Genomic DNA, 17,933 nt, shown 5'->3' on the forward strand with positions numbered 1-17,933 from the left:
TACAGACGAGCGGGGCTCACTCGTCTCCCAGCGCAAGCAGTGACGCGTTGCCGCCCAGCGCGGCGGTGTTGACGGTCACCGTCTTTTCCGTGGCGAAGCGCAGCAGGTAGTGCGGCCCGCCGGCCTTGGGTCCGGTCCCGGAGAGGCCCTGGCCGCCGAAGGGCTGAACGCCCACGACGGCGCCGATGATATTGCGGTTGACGTACACATTGCCAACGCGAATCTTCTGCGCTATTTCATCGGCGAAGGACTCATTGCGGCTATGAACGCCGAAGGTCAGTCCATAACCCCGCCCGTTGATCGACTCGATCACCCGGTCGATCTCGCTGGCCCGGTAGCGCACAATGTGCAGTATCGGGCCGAACTGTTCCCGCTCCAGTGCCTCGATGCCGTCGATCTCGAAGGCCACCGGGGCGACGAAGGTGCCGTCGCCGGTGAGCCGCGGGTCGAGGCGGGTCTCGGCGACCAGGCGTCCCTCGGCCTTGAGCCTCTCGATATGGGCCCCGAGCCCGCGGCGGGCGTCCTCGTCGATCACCGGGCCGACGTCGGTGCCCAGGTCGCGGGGATCTGCCACGCGCAGTTCATTCATGGCGCCCTCGAGGATCTCGATGACCCGGTCGGCCACCTCCTCCTGGAGGTAGAGCACGCGCAGCGCCGAGCAGCGCTGGCCGGCGCTCTGGAAGGCGGACTGGATGACATCGGCGACCACCTGCTCCGGCAGGGCGGTGGAGTCGACGATCATGGCGTTCATGCCGCCGGTCTCGGCGATCAGGGTGGGCAGGGCGGCTCCCTCGCGGGCGGCCAAGGCGCGGTTGATGATCTGCGCCGTATCGGTGCCGCCGGTGAAGACCACGCCGGTGATGCGCGGATCGCTGGTCAGCACGCTGCCCACGGTGGGCCCATCGCCGGGCAGCAGCTGGACCACGTCGCGAGGCATGCCGGCTTCGTAGAGCAGCTCGATCACCCGGTGGGCGACGATGGAGGTCTGCTCGGCGGGCTTGGCCAGCACGGTGTTGCCGGCGACGGCGGCGGCCACCACCTGGCCGCAGAAGATCGCCACCGGGAAGTTCCAGGGGCTGATCGCCGCAAAGACGCCCTTGCCGGCGAGCATCAGCTGGTTGGATTCGCCGGTGGGGCCGGGCAGGGTGATGGGCTGGCCGAAAAGCTCCTCCGCCTTCATGGCGTAGTAGCGGCAGAAGTCCACCGCCTCCTTGATCTCGTCGACACCATCGGTGAGCAGCTTGCCCCCCTCCCGGGAGCAGAGCGTCATCAGCTCGGCCATATGGGCCTCCATCAGGTCGCCGAGGCGGCGGACGATGGCGGCGCGCTCGGCCACCGGGGTGCTCTCCCAGCGCGGGAAGGCAGCCCAGGCGGCATCCACGGCGCGGGCGGCCTGCTCGGCGCTGGTCCACTGCACAATCCCGACCCGCTTGCGGCGGTCGTAGGGGCTTGCGACCGCGTGCTGGCTGGCCGGGTCATCGGCCACCTCGAAGGCCAGCAGCGGCCCGACCCGGTGCTCCTTCTCCATGCTGGCGGCCATCTCGTCCATCAGCGGCTGGTATTGGCTGCGCACGTTGAGGTTCACGCCGCGGGAGTTGGGGCGGCCGGGGCCGAAGATGTCACGCGGCAGGGGAATGCGCGGGTTGGCGTAGGTCTGGTACTGGCGCAGGGTCTCGGCCGGGTGCACGCAGAGCGACGCCACCGGCACGTCGGGGTCCACCAGCTGGTGCACGAACGACGAGTTGGCGCCGTTCTCGAGCAGTCGGCGCACCAGGTAGGGGAGCAGGTCCTTGTGGGCGCCCACGGGCGCATAGATGCGGCAGTAGGTGCCCTTGGGCGCGCGGGTCAGGGCCGCGTCGTAGAGCGCCTCGCCCATGCCGTGCAGGCGCTGGAACTCGAACGGGCGGGAGGCGTCGTTGGCCAGCTCCAGGATGGTGCTGATGGTATGGGCGTTGTGGGTGGCGAACTGCGGGAAGATGCGCCCGCGGGTGGCGTCCGAGAGCAGGAAGCGCGCGCACACCAGGTAGGCCACGTCGGTGCTGGCCTTGCGGGTGTAGACCGGATAGCCGTCGACGCCGAGCTGCTGGGACTCCTTGATCTCGCTGTCCCAGTAGGCGCCCTTGACCAGGCGCAGGGGGATCTCGTCACCCTGCTGGTCGGCCAGCCGGTTGAGGTAGTGCAGCACCGGCAGGGCGCGCTTGGAGTAGGCCTGCACCACCAGCCCGAAGTGCCCCCAGCCCCTGCCGATATCGCTCTCGTAGACCGCACGGAACACCTCCAGGGAGATCTCCAGTCGGTCGACCTCCTCGGCGTCGATGGTCAGGGCCACGTCGAGCTCGCGGGCCATGGCGGCGAGCTTCTTCACGCTGTCGACCAGCTCGTGCAGGACCTGGTCGCGGCGCCCGAACTCGTAGCGGGGGTGCAGGGCCGAGAGCTTGATGGAGACCGAGGGCGCCGGGGTCTTCGCGGAGAGCGCCTTGCTGGTCTTGCCCACCCGCTCGATGGCGCGGGCATAGTCGTTGAAGTACTTGGCCGCGTCGCTGCGGGTGCGCGCCGCCTCGCCGAGCATGTCGTAGGAGTAGGTGTAGCCCTTGTCGAACAGCGGCCGGGAGCGCTTGAGCGCCTCGTCGATATCGCGCCCCAGCACGAACTGCTTGCCCATCACCTTCATCGCCTCGCGCATGGCGCGGCGGATCACCGGCTCGCCCATGCGGTTGACCAGCTTGTTGATGAAGCTGGCCGGCCGGCCATCCTTGGGGTGGTCCAGGTTGATCACCCGGCCGGTCATCAGCAGGCCCCAGGTGGAGGCGTTGACGAACCAGGAGTCGCTCTGGCCGAGGTGGGATTTCCAGTCGGCGGGACCGAGCTTGTCCTCGATCAGTGCATCGGCGGTGGCCGTGTCGGGAATGCGCAGCATGGCCTCGGCCAGGCACATCAGCATCAGCCCCTCGTGGGTGTCGAGGCTGTACTGCTGGAGCAGCTCGTCGATGGAGTCCACGGCGGTATCCATCTCGCGGACCTCGCGGACCAGCTCACCGGTCTTGTCGGCAATACGCTGGAAGTCGCGGGAGTCGGCGTCCAGCGCCTTGATCAGCTCGGCTACGAAGGCCTCCTCGTCGACCACGTAATGGTCGCTGATGCGAGCAAAGAGGGTGTCGAGGTCCTGCTGCCAGGTGGCGTTGTCCAGCATCTTGTTGGAGTTGAGCATGAAAGGTTCCCTGGTGGTGTCGTCAGGCGGTAGGGAGCCGCAGGTACGGCCATGCCCAAGAGGGTAGGAGCGTGCCTGCGGCGCCGCTTGCGAATTCCGCGGAAGAACGTGTTGATTCCGCGGTTTCTGGCGCCTGACTGTTCAGGGTGTTAGACGTTGGTCTAATTATGTGCTGGGGGGATCGTCCGTGGCGAGAGACGTCTCATCGAAGCGAGGGGGGGCGCTGACCGTTGAGCCGACCGGGGTGTCGCAGGCGGCTGGGGGGCTGGCCGAAGGCTTCCCGGCAGGCGTGGGAGAGGGCGCTCTGGCTGGCGAATCCGGTCCGGGCGGCGACCTCGGAAAGCGGCAGGTCGCTTCCCGTGAGCAGATGCCGTGCGGCTTCCAGGCGGCGAGTGCGCACGTACTGCCAGGGCGTCACGCCGGCCTGCTCGCGAAAGCAGAGGCGAAAGTGGGCCTCGCTGAGACAGGCCTCCCGGGCCAGGTCGGCGACGCTGAGGGGGCTTGCCAGATGGCGCTCGATGAAGCGGTCCAGGCGGGCCAGGTCGAGCCGGCGCCCGCGGGGTGGAGCGGGGGCATCGGGCAGGCGGTCGTTCAGGCAGCCGAGCAGGGTGGCCGCCAGGCGCTCCTGCTGTGGCTCGCTGCCGCCAGCGACATCGAGCTCCAGCAGCAGGAAATCCAGGTAGCGCTTGAGCGGTTCATCCAGGGCAAAGAAGCGCGGTGCGTCGAACAGTCGCGACAGCTCGTGGTGAATACCGATGAGGCAGTGGGCCTCACTCGGCAGGTCGAGAATCAGCTGACGGTTCTGGCCGGTGCCGGCGTAGTAGTGCACATGATTGGCGGGGACGATGCAGCCGGAGAAGGCGGAGATGGCTCCGCCCAGCCCTTCGATCTCGAACTCTGCTTGCCCCTCCAGGCCGATCACGATCTGGTGAAAGTCGTGGGCATGATGACGTGTGGCGGTATCGAGGGGGATCTGGCGGATGGCACTCGACATGTCGGGCCCCGTTCTGGCGGGAGGAACTTCCATTTTAACGCGTTTCGCGGAGCTGGTTCATTCCACGCTGTGTGGACGCTCCCGGAGGGCCAGGTGCCGGGCGAGGTGATCGCGCAGGGCGGTGAGCTCCTCCTGGCCGGTGGCGTCGAGCAGCGGCTTGCCGCGGGTGACCCGGCCGTGGTTGCCGTGCTCATCGACGAGGCGCTGGGCGCGGCGGCGGATGCCGTCGAGGGTCTCGTCATGGCGGATGGGGTAGCCGATGATGGTATTCCACTCGGTCTCGCCGACCTGGCTGTGCAGGGCGCGATCGATCAGATCGAGCAGCTGGGCGGGTTCGGTTCGGTAGCGCGGCGTGCCGGAAAGCAGCAGCAGTGCCACCATACCGCCGAAGATCAGCAGGCAGACAGCGAAGACGAGCAGGAAGAGGGCCATGGGCGCCACCAGAGAAGGATCCCATCTCAGAAGTGCCCCCGGGGAGGGCTCCTGAACCCACGTATAAAATGAAAAAAGTACTGCAATAACGTGGAGCGGGTGAAGGGAATCGAACCCTCGTCTTAAGCTTGGGAAGCTTCTGCTCTACCATTGAGCTACACCCGCTGGGCGGAATCGATAGTAAAACCAACCGCTTAGCCTTGCAAGCCGCGTCGCGCTCTTTTTCACGATTATGACGCAAGTGGCTGTTTTTGCACCGTGTTGCCGGCAGGCCCAGGGGCGACGAGCACGGGACGATGCTGGACCCGGCCAGAAATTTTCGCCCCTTCCCGAACTTTTTCTCGCAGCACTGTCTGAGTTAGCACAGGCAACAGCGCGATAGCAGTCGCTAACACTGTTGTTCTGGCTCGCAGTTTTTCGATCGATGCTTGGCCGCTTCCCCATGGAGGCGGCCTTCTTTTTGGGCACAGGATGGGCGGTGGCGGGGCCGAGACGGCCGCGCGCCTCGCCGGAGGGCCGGCGAGGCGCGCGGGAAGTCGCTCAGTGGTTGTGCTTGTGGCGCATGCTGAGAATGGCGTTGAGGACGTCGCGGCGCGTGACGATGCCTACCAGGCGCTCCTGTTCGACCACCGGGTAGACCTTGGGCTTGCTGCCCAGCATCTCCTGGGCCAGGTCGGTGATGCTCTTGTTGGGCGTGACGGTGAGCACCTCGTGGCGCATCAACTCCCGCACCAGCGGCGGCTCCTCGTTGAGGTAGGTGCTCTCCAGCACCTTGCCGAGCACATCCTGCTCCGAGATGAAGCCGATCAGGTGATCGTGCTCGTCGACCACCGGGACGCCGGGCAGCCGGTGCAGTGACAGCCCTTCGGCCAGGGTCGACACGGCGGTCTTGGCGGTGACCCGATAGCAGTCACGGGACATGATCTCGCGAACGGTGGTGGGGGCCTTGTTGGGCATGGCGTATCTCCTTGTGCCGGTTCATCATCAGCCCGGTTCGCCTACAGCATAGTCGACCCCCGGCCGCTGCCGAGCCCGGCGGGCGTTAAACCGTCAACGCTGTGCAAGCCCGGCTGGAACCCCAGCCGGCGCCTCGATCTCCAAGAGAGTGTGCCCCCGACGACACAGGAGCTCCAATGGATGCCCGCGAATACCTGGCCAGGAAGGGCCTCGACGGCGACCGCGACGCCGAGCGTCCCACCACCCTGGAGGAGAAGGCCTGGGCCCGGGCCCGCGAGGCCGGTGACCACCGGCCGCGCTCCGGTACGCCCCACGACTGGGAGGAGTGGGAGCGCTACCACGATGAGCTGGCCGACGGCGCCGAGACCCTGCAGCAGAAGATCGACCGCGAGGCGCACCGCCGGCTGCTCGACCACCCGCCGCCCGCGGGCATCGGCGCCCACGAGGTCCGCGGCGCACCCCCTCCAGCCGAGAAGGGTGTGGCGCCGTCTTCCGCGGCGCCAGCCCCGGCCGAACCCCGCACGGCACTGCTGGCGCTGGCCGTGCTGATGCCACCCCTGGCGGTGGGGCTTGCGCGTGGCTCGGACGGAAGGGTCGGGCGCTGCCTGCTGCTGACGCTGCTGGGCTGGGTCCCGGGGGTGCTCTATGCCTGGCGCCTGGTGACCCGTCCCCCGCACTGAGCGAGGCAGGCAGCAGGGGCGTCGAACGGGACTTGGCAGGGCCGGCGGTAGGCGTATAATCGCCGTCAACCTGGCTTTCTTCTGGAGTTGACCGTGGGCTATCTCGTCGGCGTTACCGTGCTGTGGGCCTTCTCGTTCTCGCTGATCGGCGTCTACCTGGCCGGCCAGGTGGACAGCTACTTCGCCGTGGCGATGCGGGTGGTGCTGGCGGCCCTGGTCTTCCTGCCCTTCCTGCGCCCGGGGCTGCTGCGCGGCCGCCAGCGCCTGGCCCTAATGGGGCTCGGCGCCGTGCAGCTCGGGGTGATGTACATCTTCTTTTACCAGTCCTTCCTGCTGCTCTCGGTCCCCGAGGTGCTGCTCTTCACCATCTTCACGCCGCTCTATATCACCCTGCTCGACGACGCCCTGTTTGGCCGCTTCACCCCCTTCTATCTGCTGACCGCGGCGCTGGCGGTGCTGGGGGCCGGGGTGATCCGCTACGACGGCGTGGACAGCGGCTTCTGGCTGGGCTTCCTGGTGGTGCAGGGGGCCAACCTCTGCTTCGCCCTAGGCCAGGTGGGCTATCGACGCCTCTCGGCGGAGCTCCCCGACTCGCTGCCGCGCCACAGCGTCTTCGCCTGGTTCTACTTGGGGGCGCTGGCCGTCGCCCTGCCGGCCTTCGCCCTGCTGGGCAACGTCAGTGCGCTGCCCACCACCGGGGTGCAGTGGGGCGTGCTGCTGTGGCTGGGGCTGGTGGCCTCCGGGGTGGGCTACTTCCTGTGGAACCTGGGCGCCACCCGGGTCGACGCCGGGGCCCTGGCAATCATGAACAACGCCCTGATTCCCGCAGGCCTGGTGGTCAACCTGGTGATCTGGAACCGTGACGCGGACCTCGTGCGCCTGGCGCTGGGCGGGGCGATCATCGCCGGTTCGCTGTGGCTCAACGAGCGCTGGCTCAGGCGTCGCACGCCGCGGCCCGCCTGAGGCCGCCGCCAAGGCCGTTTGCCGGGGCGCAGGCCAGTCCCCATAATGGGCCGCTGCGATGCGAGAGGCCCGTGCATGTCATCCGACAAGAGTTCACCAAAGGGACGCGACGAGCAGGCGTCCTTCCGCAATATCGGCCTGATCGGCCGCCTGGGCAGCGCCAAGGTGGTCGATACCCTGAAGCGCCTGATCCGCTTCCTGGAGGAGCGGGGCCTGCATGTGATCATCGAGGACCGCACCGCCACGGTGCTTCTCGACCACGGCCATGTCGAGTCGAGCCGGCGCACCATGGGGCAGCTCTGCGACCTGGTGATCGTGGTGGGGGGCGACGGCAGCCTGCTGGGGGCGGCCCGCACCCTGTGCCACAGCGGTACCCTGGTGCTGGGCGTCAACCGCGGCCGTCTGGGTTTTCTCACCGACATCTCGCCAGACGAGCTCGAGGCCCGCGTGGGCGAGGTGCTCGATGGCCACTACGAGGTGGAGGAGCGCTTCCTGCTGGATGCCGAGCTCTACCGCGACGGCACCCTGATGGGCAGCGGCGATGCCCTGAACGAGGTGGTGCTGCACCCCGGCAAGGCGGTGCGCATGATCGAATTCGAGCTGTTCATCGATGGCCAGTTCGTCTATAGCCAGCGCAGCGATGGCCTGATCATCGCTACGCCCACCGGCTCCACCGCCTACTCGCTCTCCGGCGGCGGCCCGATCATGCACCCCAAGCTCGACGTGGTGACCCTGGTGCCGATGTTCCCGCACACCCTCTCCAGCCGGCCCATCGTCATCGATGCGGCCAGCGAGATCCGCATCCACATCGGCGAGACCAACCAGACCTATCCGCATATCAGCTGCGACGGCCAGACCCGCGCCGTGGCCAAGCCCGACGATGTGCTGGTGATTCGCCGCAAGCCGCAGTGCGTTCAGCTGGTGCATCCGCTCGGTCACAACTTCTTCGAGGTCCTGCGCAGCAAGCTGGGCTGGAGCAACCGCCTGGGAGACTGATGTGACGACACGGGCGAGACTCGAGGGGTATGACCTGATCGGCGACGTGCACGGCTGCGGCGCCACCCTGGCGGCCCTGCTCGAGAAGATGGGCTACCACCAGCGCGGCGGTGTCTATCGCCACCCTCGGCGCCGGGTCATCTTCCTGGGCGACCTGATCGATCGCGGGCCGCGTATCCGCCTGGCGGTGCAGATCGCCCGTCGCATGGTGGAGGAGGGCGAGGCCCGGATCGTCATGGGCAACCATGAGTACAACGCCCTGGCCTACTGCCATCGCGCGCCCACGGGACTGGGGCGCGAATGGCTGCGCGAGCATACCCCCCGCAACAACCGCATCATCAAGGAGACCCTGGAGCAGTTCCGCGACCACCCCCAGGAGTGGGAGGAGGCGCTGGCCTGGTTCATGGAGATCCCGCTGTGCCTGGAGGAGGGCGGCCTGCGCGTGGTGCACGCCTGCTGGGACCAGCCGCTGATCGACGAGCTGCGCAGGCGCCGCCCGGATGGCTGCATGGACGAGACCTTCCTGATCGAGTCCACGGCGCCCGGCACCGGCGCCTTTCGCATCCTCGATCGCCTGACCCGTGGCACCCAGATGCCGCTGCCGCTGGGCGTCGAGATCCACTCCGGCGATGGCTTCACGCGACGCAGCTTTCGCACCCACTTCTGGGCACAGTCGCCCGAGACCTGGGGCGACGTGGTGTTCCAGCACGACAACCTGCCAGGTGATCTCGAGCTGCGGCCGCTGTCGGACGAGGAGCGCACGCGCCTGGCCCACTACGGGCCCGACGAGCCGCCGCTGTTCATCGGCCACTACTGGTGCGAGGGCATCCCGGCCCTGCCGGCGCCCAACGTGGCCTGCCTGGACTACAGTGCGGTGAAGTTCGGCCGCCTGGTGGCCTACCGCTGGAGCGGCGAGCGCGAGCTCAATGCGGACCACTTCGTCTGGCTGCGAGTCCCCCGCGAGGAGCAGGTGCGCCCGCGGCCCTGGGAGATCACCTTCGAATGACCAGAGCGGTGGATACAAAAAATTACATCTTTTTTTCCTCGACGGCGTGAACTCTCCGCGTCACCCGCCCTCAGAGTAGGTGTTCCCTTGAATGATCCCTTGCTCTTGTCCGGCGGCCCCCTCCGCCGGACTTTTTCTTTGTGCGCGTTTGACACCCCCGTTTCCCCGCTTAAGGAGGCGCCATGTACCGGGTGATGCAGCTGCCCCCCGACCTCGACACCCGTGAGCTGCGCCGTGCGCTCTGGGCTCACCGGATCGGCCATCGGATCACCGAGGACGCCGAGGGGCAGACCCTGTGGCTGGCCGACCCTCGCCAGCAGCAGGAGATGATGGGACTGCTGGCACAGTGGCAGCGCGGGGAACCGCTGATGCCGAGGGAGCGGGGGCCGCGCTCGGCTGGGCTGCCGGCCGCTTCGCTGCTGACGCCGCTGCGCCTGGCGCCGGTCACCGCCGTGACCCTGGCGCTCTGCCTGGTGGTGTTTGCGGCCATGGCGGTGTTCGGTGATCGCGTGATCGCGGCGCTGGCCATCGTGCCCCTGGGCGTGATCAATGGCAGCCTGGCGGTGGGCAGCCTGGTGGAGGCGATGCTGGCCGGCCAGGTGTGGCGCCCGCTGTCGCCGGCCTTCCTGCACTTCGGCTGGATGCACCTGATCTTCAATATGCTGTGGCTGTGGTACTTCGGCCGCCAGGTGGAGGCGCTGCAGGGCAGCGGGCGCATGCTGCTGATCGTGCTCGCCGCCGGCATCGGCGCCAACCTGGCCCAGTACGCCGCGGGCACGGTGCTGTTCGGCGGCATGTCCGGCGTCGACTTCGCGCTGCTCGGCTACGTCTGGCTGATGTCGCGGCGGGCGCCCCACAGCGGCTTCTTTGTGCCCCAGATGCTGGTGGTCTTCATGCTCGGCTGGATGGTCTTCACCATGACCGACATGGCCGGTGCGGTGGGCTTCGGCAACGTGGCCAACGAGGCCCACCTGGGTGGGCTGGTCGTGGGCCTGGCGCTGGGCTGGTACTATTCCGGGCGGGCGCGCCGGCAGCGCTGACCTCGCCGTCACGGCATCGCGTATGTTCACAGAGAGACGACCCATGAGCGACATGACCTTCGAGCGCATGATCCAGCAGATGACCCCGGCCATCTACCAGAGCCTCAAGCAGGCGGTGGAACTGCGCAAGTGGCCGGACGGCCGCCTGCTCAGCCCCGGGCAGACCGAGCTCTGCTTGGAGGCGGTGATCCGCTACGAGCACGAGAACAACGTGGCCGAGGAGCAGCGGGTGGGCTACCTGCAGCAGCGCACCTGCGGCGGCGCCAGCAGCGGTGCCGGCGTGGACCCCGCCCTGGCCGGCCTGGCCAAGGATGCCGGCCGTGGCTGAGTCCATCGCCGCGGCCGCCGAGGTACAGGGCTGCCTGACCAAGATGGCCATCGCACCGGGCGAGGCCGGGCAGCCTGCCCGCTATACCCTGTGTGCCGGCGATCAGCGGCTCGATCTCAACGAGCGCCTGGGGCGGCCGCTCACGCTCGCCTGGACCGGTGCCATCGCCTGCACCCACTGCGGCCGGGCGACCAAGAAGAGCTTCGCCCAGGGCTACTGCTACCCCTGCTTCAAGAAGCTTGCCCAGTGCGATACCTGCATCATGAAGCCGGGGACCTGCCACTTCTTCGACGGCACCTGCCGCGAACCGGAGTGGGCCGAGCGCCACTGCTTCCAGCCGCATATCGTCTACCTGGCCAACGCCTCCGGCCTCAAGGTCGGCATCACCCGCGGCACCCAGGTGCCGACCCGCTGGCTCGACCAGGGCGCCGTGCAGGCGCTGCCGATGTTCGAGGTCCAGACCCGCCAGCAGTCGGGCTTCGTCGAGACCCTCTTCAAGGAGGAGGTCTCCGACCGCACCAACTGGCGCGCCATGCTCAAGGGCGACACCGTCGAGATGGACCTGCCCGCCGAGCGCGACCGGCTGCTGGCGCGCCTGGAGAGCGGCCTGGCCAACCTGCGCGAACGCTTCGGGGAGGACGCCATCCGCCTGCTCGACGCGCCGCCGGTGACCCTCGACTACCCGGTGCTCGAGTACCCCACCAAGGTGGCCTCCCACAATCTCGACAAGACCCCCGAGATCAGTGGCACCCTGCTCGGCCTCAAGGGCCAGTACCTGATCCTCGACTCCGGCGTGATCAACCTGCGCAAGTACACCGGTTACGAGGTCAGGGTCGCCGCCTGAGCTATCCTGTCGGCATTCGGGCCCCTTGCAAGCGACCCGACCACCGACAGGAGAGCCCCCATGACGGAGAGCATGCGCGCCATGCGCCTCCACGCCCCGGGAGAGCCGCTTAGGCTCGAGATCCTGCCGCGTCCGCAGCCGGGCCCGGGCGAGGTTCAGCTGCGGGTGCTCGCCTGCGGGGTCTGTCGCACTGACCTTCACGTGGTGGACGGCGAACTTACCGAGCCGCGCCTGCCGCTGGTGCCCGGCCACGAGATCGTCGGCGAGGTCACCGCCCTGGGGGAGGGGGTGACCGGCGTGGCGGTCGGGCAGCGCGTCGGCGTGCCCTGGCTGGGCTGGACCTGCGGCGAGTGCGCGCCCTGCCGGCGCGGCGAGGAGAACCTCTGCGAGCGCGCCCGGTTCACCGGCTACACCCGGGACGGCGGCTACGCGGAGTACTGCGTGGCCGATGCCCGCTACTGCTTTCCCGTGCAGGGCGACGACGCCCAGGCCGCCGCACCGCTGCTCTGCGCGGGGCTGATCGGCTACCGCACCTGGCGCCTGGGCCGGCGGCAGCGACGAGATGCCCCCCGAGGCGCTGGACGCCGCCCTGCTGTTCGCCCCGGTGGGTGAGCTGATCCCCACGGCGCTCTCCCATGTGCGCCCCGGCGGGACGGTGGTCTCCGGCGGCATTCACATGTCCGACATCCCGAGCTTCCCCTACCGGCTGCTCTGGGAGGAGCGTGCGGTGAAGTCGGTGGCCAACCTCACCCGCCAGGACGGGGAGGAGTTCCTGGCCCTGGCACCCGAGGTGCCGATCCGCACCGAGACACGCGCCTACCCGCTGGAGGAGGCCAACCGGGCCCTCGACGACCTGCGCGCCGGGCGCCTCTCCGGGGCCGCGGTGCTGATTCCCTGACGCCTCTGGCGACTCTGGTAAGATGGGCGCCCCAAGTCAGGATGCCCCTGCCAGAAGTGGCCCCATGAGCGTGATCCCCGACCCTCTTCCCCAGCTCGACAGCATCGCCGCCGAGCGTGCCATGCGGCGCCTCGACCGCCTGACCAAGCCGCCGGGCAGCCTGGGGCGTCTGGAGCGGCTGGCCGTGGAGCTGGCGGCGATCCAGGCAGAGGCGCTGCCGCGGGTCTCGCCGCCCGCCATGCTGGTGTTTGCCGCCGATCACGGGGTGGCGGCCGAGGGCGTCTCGGCCTTTCCCCAGGCGGTGACCGCCCAGATGGTGGCCAATTTCACCGCGGGCGGTGCGGCCATCAACGTCTTCGCCCGCCAGCACGGGGCGCGGCTGGAGGTCATCGACGTCGGCGTGGCCACGCCCCTGCCCGATGGCACGGCCGACCACCCGCTGCTGGTGAGCGAGAGGGTTCGCCTCGGCACGGCCAACATGCTCGAGGGCGATGCCATGAGCCGCGACGAGGCACAGCAGGCCATGGCGGCGGGTGGGCGCGCCGCCGAGCGTGCCGCCGCGGCCGGCTGCCGCAGCCTGATCGTCGGCGAGATGGGCATCGCCAATACCACCGCCAGCAGCGCCCTGCTGGCGGCGCTGACCGGCAAGCCGGTCGCCGGTCTGGTGGGGCCGGGCACCGGCATCGACGACGAACGACTCGCCCACAAGCGGGCGGTAATCGAGCGCGCCCTGGCGGCTCGGCAGCCCGACCCGGCCGACCCCCTGGGGGCGCTGGCCACGGTGGGCGGCCTCGAGATCGCCGCCATGGCGGGTGCCCTGCTGGTCGGCGCGAGCCACCGTCTGCCACTGATCGTCGACGGCTTTATCGCCACGGTGGCGGCCCTCGTGGCCTGTCGACTCCAGCCGAGCCTGCGCGATTTCCTGATCTTCGGCCACCGCTCCCGGGAGCCCGGACACGAGCTGGCGCTTCAGGCCCTCGATGCCCGCCCGCTGCTCGACTTCGAGCTGCGCCTGGGCGAGGGCACCGGGGCGGCACTTGCCTTCCCCCTGCTCGACTCGGCCTGCCGCCTGCTGGCGGAGAGGGCCACTTTCGATGACGCCGGGATCGAAACGGCGAGTGTCGATGGCTGACGCCTTCTCCCTGGCGCTGCTGGTTCTGGTGCTGGCCGCCGTGGCGCTGGACCTCGCCATCGGCGACCCGCGCCGCCTGCCGCATCCGGTGGTGGGCATGGGGGCGGTGATCGCCCGGCTGGAGCGGGCCTGGAACCATGGCCCCCCCCCCCCCCGGGCGCGCCGAATCCGCGGCGCGCTGATGACGGCCCTGGTGGTAATGGGCACCTGGCTGCTGGCCTGGGCCGCCATCGCGCTGCTGGCGCGGCTTCATCCCTGGCTGGGCTGGCTGGCGCAGTGGTGGCTGCTGGCCAGCTGCCTGGCCATTCGGGGCCTGCGCGATGCCGCCCTGGCGGTGGCCGTGCCATTGGCCAGCGGCGATCTTTCCGCCGCGCGCCGGGCGCTCTCCATGATCGTCGGTCGCGACACCGAGGGGCTCGATGAGGGGGAGGTGGCCCGCGGGGCGGTGGAGACCGTGGCCGAGAACACGGTGGATGGCATCACTGCGCCACTCTTCTTCGCCCTGCTGGGCGGCGCCCCCCTGGCGCTGGCCTACAAGGCGGTCAACACCCTGGACTCCATGGTGGGCTACCGCAGCGAGCGCTACCTTCACTTCGGCCGGGCCTCGGCGCGGCTGGATGACGCCGCCAACTGGGTGCCGGCACGGCTCACCGCCCTGACCCTCTGGCTGGGCGCGCTCTGTCTGGCGCGCTGGGAGCGCGGCCTGCGCACCCGGGGTGCGCTGACCGCCACCCGCCGCGAGGCGCCGCGCCATCCGAGCCCCAACAGCGGCTGGCCCGAGGCGATGGTGGCCAACCTGCTGGGCGTCCAGCTCGGCGGCACCAACCGCTACCGCGGCGAGGTCTCCGAACGGGCTCGGCTCGGTGTGCCCCATCAGCCGCTGGGCGCCGCCCATGTTCCGGCGGCGATTCGCCTGATGCACGGCGGCTGGCTGGGCTTCCTTGTCCTGCTGGCGGCAGTGGTGCTGCTGGGGGAGGCGTTGTCATGAGTCCCGAGGGCTTCGGCATGACGTCGGATGACTGGCCCCTGCACGGCGGGCGGCCGGGTCCGCTGCTGGCGCGCTTTGGGCTTGAGGATGACATGCCGCTGCTGGACGCCAGCGCCAACCTCAACCCCCTGGGGCCGCCGGCCTGGCTGGCCGGCTGGTTGGCAAAGCGGCTTCAGGGGGAGGCCAGCGAAGCGGCCCGCTACCCCGACCCCGACTACCGCGAGGCGCGTGAGGCCATCGCCGCCCATGAGCGGGTGGCCCCGGAGCAGGTGCTGCTGACCAACGGCGGCGCCGAGGCGATCTTCCTGGCTGCGGCCCTCCATGCCCGTGAGCGGCCCGGGGCGCCGGCGGCGATCGTCCAGCCCACCTTCGCCGAGTATGCCCGGGCCTGTGCGGCCCAGGGGCTGCCGGTCAGGTCTCTCCGCCTGGCGTCGCCGGACTTTCACCTCGATGTCGAGGCAATATCCGCGGGACTGGAAGAGGCGCGGCTGCTCTTCCTGTGCCGGCCCAACAATCCTACGGCTACCCTGGTGCCTCGGGCCGACGTGGAGCGGCTGCTGGCGCTGACCGCCGCCAGGGGCTGCCGGCTGGTGGTGGACGAGGCCTTCGTGGATTTCATCGGGGATGACAGCGAGGCGCTGACTCCGCTGCTCGCCGACCACTCGCACCTTGTGCTGCTGCGCTCGCTGACCAAGCACTTCACCCTGCCGGGGCTGCGCCTGGGCTATCTGCTGGCCGGTGCCGAGACGGTGGCGGCGGCCCGCGCCTGCCAGCCCGCCTGGAGCGTCAACGGCCTGGCCGCGGCGCTGGTGGTGCCGCTGCTGGCGGATCGCGACTTCGCCAGGCGCACCGAGGCCTGGCTCGCCGCCGAGCGGCCGCGGCTGGCGGCGGGGCTGCGTGCACTCGGCCTTCAGGTGGTGCCGAGCCGGGCCAACTTCTTCCTGGTTCGCCACCCGGGGGGGCGGTCGGCGACCCGTTGCTTGCTGCCGGCGCTGCTGCGCCGCGGCGTGCTGGTGCGTCATACCGAATCCTTTGCGGGGCTCGACGGCGGCTGGCTTCGCCTGGCCCTGAGTGACGCCGCGGCCAACGATCGCCTGCTGGCGGCCCTGGGCGCCGCCATGGCCGACATGGCACGGCCGGAGGCGGGCCGATGATCGCCTTCGTCAGCGGTGGCGCCCGCTCCGGCAAGAGCCGCCACGCCGAGGCGCTGGCCGGCGCGCTTCACGCCGAGCGCGGCGGCCGGCGCTGGTACCTGGCCACGGCGCGGGCCTCGGACGCCGAGATGGCCGCGCGCATCGCCCGCCACCGCCGCGAGCGCGATGACGGCTGGCATACCCTGGAGGCGCCCCTGGCCCTGGAGACCGCCCTGGCCGAGCTGGGGGAGGGCGACAGCGTGCTGCTCGACTGCCTGACCCTGTGGGCCAGCCAGTGGCTCTATGCCGGCGGTGGCAGCGAGGCGGAGGGGGAGGCGATGCTGGTTCGGGTGATCGAGGCGGCTCGGGAAAGGGATATTGCGCTGGTGGTGGTCTCCAACGACCTCAACGAGGACCTCCCTCCCGAGGACGCCGAGACCTGGCGTTACCTGGCCTTTCTGCAGCGGCTGCATGGCCGGCTGGCCCGGGAGGCCGACCGGGTCATCGAGGTGGTGGCCGGGTTGCCCATCGACTGGAAGCCTGCCGCAGAGCTCGACGAGGAGATCCTGCAATGAGAGACGCCCTTTTCGGGCTCGTGCTGGCCCTGCAGTTCCTGACCCGGATACCCCTGCCCGTGGCCTGTCCCTGGCATGCCGGCACCTGTCGCTGGGCGCTGCGCAGCTACCCCCTGGCGGGGCTGTTGATCGGCGCCGCCCTGGCGGCTCTGGCCACCCTGGGGCAGGGGCTGCCCACTCCGCTGCTGGCGCTGGCGCTGCTCAGCCTGTGGGTGGCCCTCACCGGCGGCCTGCACCTGGACCGCGTCATGGACGTGGCCGACGCGCTGGGCAGCAATGCGCCCCTGGAGAAGCGTTGGGCGATCATGAAGGACAGCCAGGTGGGCAGCTTCGCGATCCTGGCCCTGGTGTTCCTGCTGGCCTGGAAGGGGGCGTTGATCTGGGCCCTGCTCGAGGCCGGGGCGAGCCCCTGGCTGTGGGTGGTGCTGCCGGCGCTGGCGCGCTTCGGGGCCCTCGCCCTGCTGCGCCTGGCACCCCTGGCGCGGCGCGAGGGGCTAGCCTGGACCTGGCGGCAGCACCTGGCGCCGCGGGACCTCGGGCTTGCGCTGCTGCCGCTGCTGATCGTCTTCGGCTTTGTGCCGGGCGGTGTCTGGCTGCTCGGCGCCCTGTGCTTTTTTCTGTTTGTCTACGGCCTCGCCATGGTGCGGGCCTTCACCGGCATCAACGGCGATATCGTCGGTGCCGCCATCGAGGGAGGAGAACTATGGCTGCTGTTCATCGCCTGGAGCTGGTGGTGTTTCGTCATGGCGTGACGCGCTGGAACCTTGACCGGCGCTACCAGGGCCAGCGCGACATCCCGCTGCTGCTGCCCGATGCCGTGCCGGACATGGACCGCTTGCGTGACCACCTGGCGGGCGAGACCTTCGACGCCCTGTACTGCAGCGACCTGACCCGCTGTCGGCAGACCCTGGCCCATGTGCTGCCGGGGAGCGAAGGGGCGGCGTCCTTCGATGCGCGCCTGCGCGAGCTCGACTTCGGGGACTATGAGGGGCGCACCTGGGACGAGCTCAAGGACGATCCGCGCTATCGCGCCTGGGTCGACAGCGCCGGCATGCAGGCGCCGCCTGGCGGTGAGTCCGCCGACGATCTCTGGGCGCGCCTCAAAGCCTGGCTCGAGGGCGTGCTGGCCCAGGCCGCCGAGCAGGGGCATCGCCGCGTGCTGGCCGTGAGCCACGGCGGCGCCATCCGCGAGCTGCGTCGCCGCCTGGAGGCGACCGATTTCTGGGAGGGCGTCGTGGGCCAGGCCCAGGGGCGCCGCTTTGTGATCGAGAGCGAAAGAGGAGGCTGGCAATGCTGTGCATCATCGGCGGTGCCTGCTCTGGCCGACGCGCCCTAGTCGCCGAGCGCTATCCGCAGGCGGTCTGGCATCGGCTGGAGCCGGGAGAGCCGCCCGCGGACTGGGCCGGCCGTGCGCCGTCGGGCGGTGTCCTGGTGATCACCGGCTGGGCGGAGTGGCTCAAGGCCCTGCTGGCCGCGACGGCCGATGACGAGGCCGTGCGCAGCGCCTGGCGGGCGCAGCTCTCGGCGCTGGACGAGCGGGAGCGAGAGGCGCAGGGCGAGGCGCTGCTGATCCTCGATGAGATGGGGTGTGGCATCGTGCCCATGGCCGTTGAGGCACGCCGCCTGCGCGACCTCAACGGCTGGCTTGCCCAGGAGGTCGCTTCGCGCAGCCGAGCTGTCTGGCAGGTGCGCCATGGGCTTTGCAAGCAATTGAAATAGAATGGCTTTAAGTCAGGCGTTCGACTTTCGACGTTGACCC

The 17,933-nt window shown here is 69.7% G+C and carries 20 protein-coding genes and 1 tRNA gene; 16 read left to right on the forward strand and 5 right to left on the reverse strand.

The window, feature by feature from the left end; genetic code table 11:
• Window positions 1-16 precede the first annotated feature (16 nt).
• The 5 genes from putA to B6N23_RS15535 all read right to left on the reverse strand — a co-directional run bounded on the left by putA (window position 17) and on the right by B6N23_RS15535 (window position 5,591).
• Window positions 17-3,208 (reverse strand): bifunctional proline dehydrogenase/L-glutamate gamma-semialdehyde dehydrogenase PutA, encoded by a 3,192-nt coding sequence (putA, locus tag B6N23_RS15515; RefSeq protein WP_305500506.1) that lies wholly within the window; start codon window positions 3,206-3,208, stop codon window positions 17-19.
• A 202-nt stretch (window positions 3,209-3,410) separates the two neighbouring features.
• Entirely contained in the window at window positions 3,411-4,202 is a 792-nt protein-coding gene (locus tag B6N23_RS15520; RefSeq protein WP_305500508.1) for an AraC family transcriptional regulator, read from the reverse strand.
• Window positions 4,203-4,259: 57 nt separating this feature from the next.
• Window positions 4,260-4,634 carry a hypothetical protein gene (locus tag B6N23_RS15525; protein ID WP_305500510.1) on the reverse strand — a complete coding sequence of 125 codons (375 nt, stop codon included), beginning with the start codon at window positions 4,632-4,634 and terminating at the stop codon, window positions 4,260-4,262.
• A 91-nt stretch (window positions 4,635-4,725) separates the two neighbouring features.
• Window positions 4,726-4,799, reverse strand: a tRNA-Gly gene (locus tag B6N23_RS15530).
• 375 nt (window positions 4,800-5,174) lie between these two features.
• The gene (locus B6N23_RS15535) at window positions 5,175-5,591 is read right to left on the reverse strand and encodes a CBS domain-containing protein (RefSeq protein ID WP_169958786.1); all 417 of its coding nucleotides are present in this window, start codon (window positions 5,589-5,591) and stop codon (window positions 5,175-5,177) included.
• 176 nt (window positions 5,592-5,767) lie between these two features.
• On the opposite strand from B6N23_RS15535, the gene B6N23_RS15540 reads away from it, so the two are divergent.
• The 16 genes from B6N23_RS15540 (at window position 5,768) to B6N23_RS15615 (ending at window position 17,893) form a co-directional block, all read left to right on the forward strand.
• Window positions 5,768-6,271 (forward strand): YqaE/Pmp3 family membrane protein, encoded by a 504-nt coding sequence (locus B6N23_RS15540; protein ID WP_169958785.1) that lies wholly within the window; start codon window positions 5,768-5,770, stop codon window positions 6,269-6,271.
• A gap of 93 nt (window positions 6,272-6,364) precedes the next feature.
• Window positions 6,365-7,234 (forward strand): carboxylate/amino acid/amine transporter, encoded by an 870-nt coding sequence (locus tag B6N23_RS15545; RefSeq protein WP_305500513.1) that lies wholly within the window; start codon window positions 6,365-6,367, stop codon window positions 7,232-7,234.
• Between the two features lie 75 nt (window positions 7,235-7,309).
• Complete coding sequence (locus tag B6N23_RS15550; RefSeq protein ID WP_305500515.1) at window positions 7,310-8,230, forward strand: NAD(+) kinase; 921 nt, start codon at window positions 7,310-7,312, stop codon at window positions 8,228-8,230.
• 1 nt (window position 8,231) lies between these two features.
• Entirely contained in the window at window positions 8,232-9,236 is a 1,005-nt protein-coding gene (locus B6N23_RS15555; protein ID WP_305500517.1) for a metallophosphoesterase, read from the forward strand.
• A gap of 182 nt (window positions 9,237-9,418) precedes the next feature.
• Entirely contained in the window at window positions 9,419-10,276 is an 858-nt protein-coding gene (locus B6N23_RS15560; RefSeq protein ID WP_110070608.1) for a rhomboid family intramembrane serine protease, read from the forward strand.
• Window positions 10,277-10,319: 43 nt separating this feature from the next.
• A complete protein-coding gene (locus tag B6N23_RS15565) occupies window positions 10,320-10,604 on the forward strand; it encodes a YeaC family protein (RefSeq protein WP_305500521.1) in 285 nt (94 codons plus the stop codon).
• Entirely contained in the window at window positions 10,588-11,448 is an 861-nt protein-coding gene (locus tag B6N23_RS15570) for a DUF2797 domain-containing protein (protein WP_305500523.1), read from the forward strand. Before B6N23_RS15565 ends, B6N23_RS15570 begins: the two co-directional genes overlap by 17 nt.
• 60 nt (window positions 11,449-11,508) lie before the next feature.
• Complete coding sequence (locus B6N23_RS15575; protein WP_305500525.1) at window positions 11,509-12,060, forward strand: alcohol dehydrogenase catalytic domain-containing protein; 552 nt, start codon at window positions 11,509-11,511, stop codon at window positions 12,058-12,060.
• Window positions 12,011-12,346 carry an MDR/zinc-dependent alcohol dehydrogenase-like family protein gene (locus B6N23_RS15580; RefSeq protein WP_305500527.1) on the forward strand — a complete coding sequence of 112 codons (336 nt, stop codon included), beginning with the start codon at window positions 12,011-12,013 and terminating at the stop codon, window positions 12,344-12,346. The genes B6N23_RS15575 and B6N23_RS15580 overlap by 50 nt, the downstream gene beginning before the upstream one ends.
• A 64-nt stretch (window positions 12,347-12,410) precedes the next feature.
• Window positions 12,411-13,478: a nicotinate-nucleotide--dimethylbenzimidazole phosphoribosyltransferase gene (gene cobT, locus B6N23_RS15585; protein ID WP_305500529.1), complete on the forward strand. Its 1,068-nt coding sequence runs from the start codon at window positions 12,411-12,413 to the stop codon at window positions 13,476-13,478.
• On the forward strand, window positions 13,471-14,466 hold the full coding sequence (cbiB, locus tag B6N23_RS15590) for an adenosylcobinamide-phosphate synthase CbiB (protein ID WP_305500531.1): 996 nt from the start codon (window positions 13,471-13,473) through the stop codon (window positions 14,464-14,466). Before cobT ends, cbiB begins: the two co-directional genes overlap by 8 nt.
• Window positions 14,463-15,620: a threonine-phosphate decarboxylase CobD gene (cobD, locus tag B6N23_RS15595; protein ID WP_305500533.1), complete on the forward strand. Its 1,158-nt coding sequence runs from the start codon at window positions 14,463-14,465 to the stop codon at window positions 15,618-15,620. Before cbiB ends, cobD begins: the two co-directional genes overlap by 4 nt.
• A complete protein-coding gene (locus B6N23_RS15600; RefSeq protein ID WP_110070604.1) occupies window positions 15,617-16,174 on the forward strand; it encodes a bifunctional adenosylcobinamide kinase/adenosylcobinamide-phosphate guanylyltransferase in 558 nt (185 codons plus the stop codon). Before cobD ends, B6N23_RS15600 begins: the two co-directional genes overlap by 4 nt.
• Window positions 16,171-16,926: an adenosylcobinamide-GDP ribazoletransferase gene (locus tag B6N23_RS15605; protein WP_305500536.1), complete on the forward strand. Its 756-nt coding sequence runs from the start codon at window positions 16,171-16,173 to the stop codon at window positions 16,924-16,926. The genes B6N23_RS15600 and B6N23_RS15605 overlap by 4 nt, the downstream gene beginning before the upstream one ends.
• Entirely contained in the window at window positions 16,878-17,510 is a 633-nt protein-coding gene (locus B6N23_RS15610; protein WP_305500538.1) for a histidine phosphatase family protein, read from the forward strand. Before B6N23_RS15605 ends, B6N23_RS15610 begins: the two co-directional genes overlap by 49 nt.
• Window positions 17,465-17,893: a bifunctional adenosylcobinamide kinase/adenosylcobinamide-phosphate guanylyltransferase gene (locus B6N23_RS15615; protein WP_305500540.1), complete on the forward strand. Its 429-nt coding sequence runs from the start codon at window positions 17,465-17,467 to the stop codon at window positions 17,891-17,893. Before B6N23_RS15610 ends, B6N23_RS15615 begins: the two co-directional genes overlap by 46 nt.
• Window positions 17,894-17,933: the final 40 nt, after the last annotated feature.

The sequence above is a fragment of the Halomonas alkalicola genome, from assembly GCF_030704205.1.
Lineage (GTDB): Bacteria > Pseudomonadota > Gammaproteobacteria > Pseudomonadales > Halomonadaceae > Halomonas > Halomonas alkalicola.

Coding starts and splice junctions, on each gene's coding strand:
- putA (WP_305500506.1), bottom strand. CDS start 3,208: ATGCTCAACTCCAACAAGATGCTGGACAACGCCACCTGGCAGCAGGAC.
- B6N23_RS15520 (WP_305500508.1), bottom strand. CDS start 4,202: ATGTCGAGTGCCATCCGCCAGATCCCCCTCGATACCGCCACACGTCAT.
- B6N23_RS15525 (WP_305500510.1), bottom strand. CDS start 4,634: ATGGCCCTCTTCCTGCTCGTCTTCGCTGTCTGCCTGCTGATCTTCGGC.
- B6N23_RS15535 (WP_169958786.1), bottom strand. CDS start 5,591: ATGCCCAACAAGGCCCCCACCACCGTTCGCGAGATCATGTCCCGTGAC.
- B6N23_RS15540 (WP_169958785.1), top strand. CDS start 5,768: ATGGATGCCCGCGAATACCTGGCCAGGAAGGGCCTCGACGGCGACCGC.
- B6N23_RS15550 (WP_305500515.1), top strand. CDS start 7,310: ATGTCATCCGACAAGAGTTCACCAAAGGGACGCGACGAGCAGGCGTCC.
- B6N23_RS15560 (WP_110070608.1), top strand. CDS start 9,419: ATGTACCGGGTGATGCAGCTGCCCCCCGACCTCGACACCCGTGAGCTG.
- B6N23_RS15565 (WP_305500521.1), top strand. CDS start 10,320: ATGAGCGACATGACCTTCGAGCGCATGATCCAGCAGATGACCCCGGCC.
- B6N23_RS15570 (WP_305500523.1), top strand. CDS start 10,588: ATGCCGGCCGTGGCTGAGTCCATCGCCGCGGCCGCCGAGGTACAGGGC.
- B6N23_RS15575 (WP_305500525.1), top strand. CDS start 11,509: ATGACGGAGAGCATGCGCGCCATGCGCCTCCACGCCCCGGGAGAGCCG.
- B6N23_RS15580 (WP_305500527.1), top strand. CDS start 12,011: ATGCCCCCCGAGGCGCTGGACGCCGCCCTGCTGTTCGCCCCGGTGGGT.
- cobT (WP_305500529.1), top strand. CDS start 12,411: ATGAGCGTGATCCCCGACCCTCTTCCCCAGCTCGACAGCATCGCCGCC.
- cbiB (WP_305500531.1), top strand. CDS start 13,471: ATGGCTGACGCCTTCTCCCTGGCGCTGCTGGTTCTGGTGCTGGCCGCC.
- cobD (WP_305500533.1), top strand. CDS start 14,463: ATGAGTCCCGAGGGCTTCGGCATGACGTCGGATGACTGGCCCCTGCAC.
- B6N23_RS15600 (WP_110070604.1), top strand. CDS start 15,617: ATGATCGCCTTCGTCAGCGGTGGCGCCCGCTCCGGCAAGAGCCGCCAC.
- B6N23_RS15605 (WP_305500536.1), top strand. CDS start 16,171: ATGAGAGACGCCCTTTTCGGGCTCGTGCTGGCCCTGCAGTTCCTGACC.
- B6N23_RS15610 (WP_305500538.1), top strand. CDS start 16,878: ATGGCTGCTGTTCATCGCCTGGAGCTGGTGGTGTTTCGTCATGGCGTG.
- B6N23_RS15615 (WP_305500540.1), top strand. CDS start 17,465: ATGCTGTGCATCATCGGCGGTGCCTGCTCTGGCCGACGCGCCCTAGTC.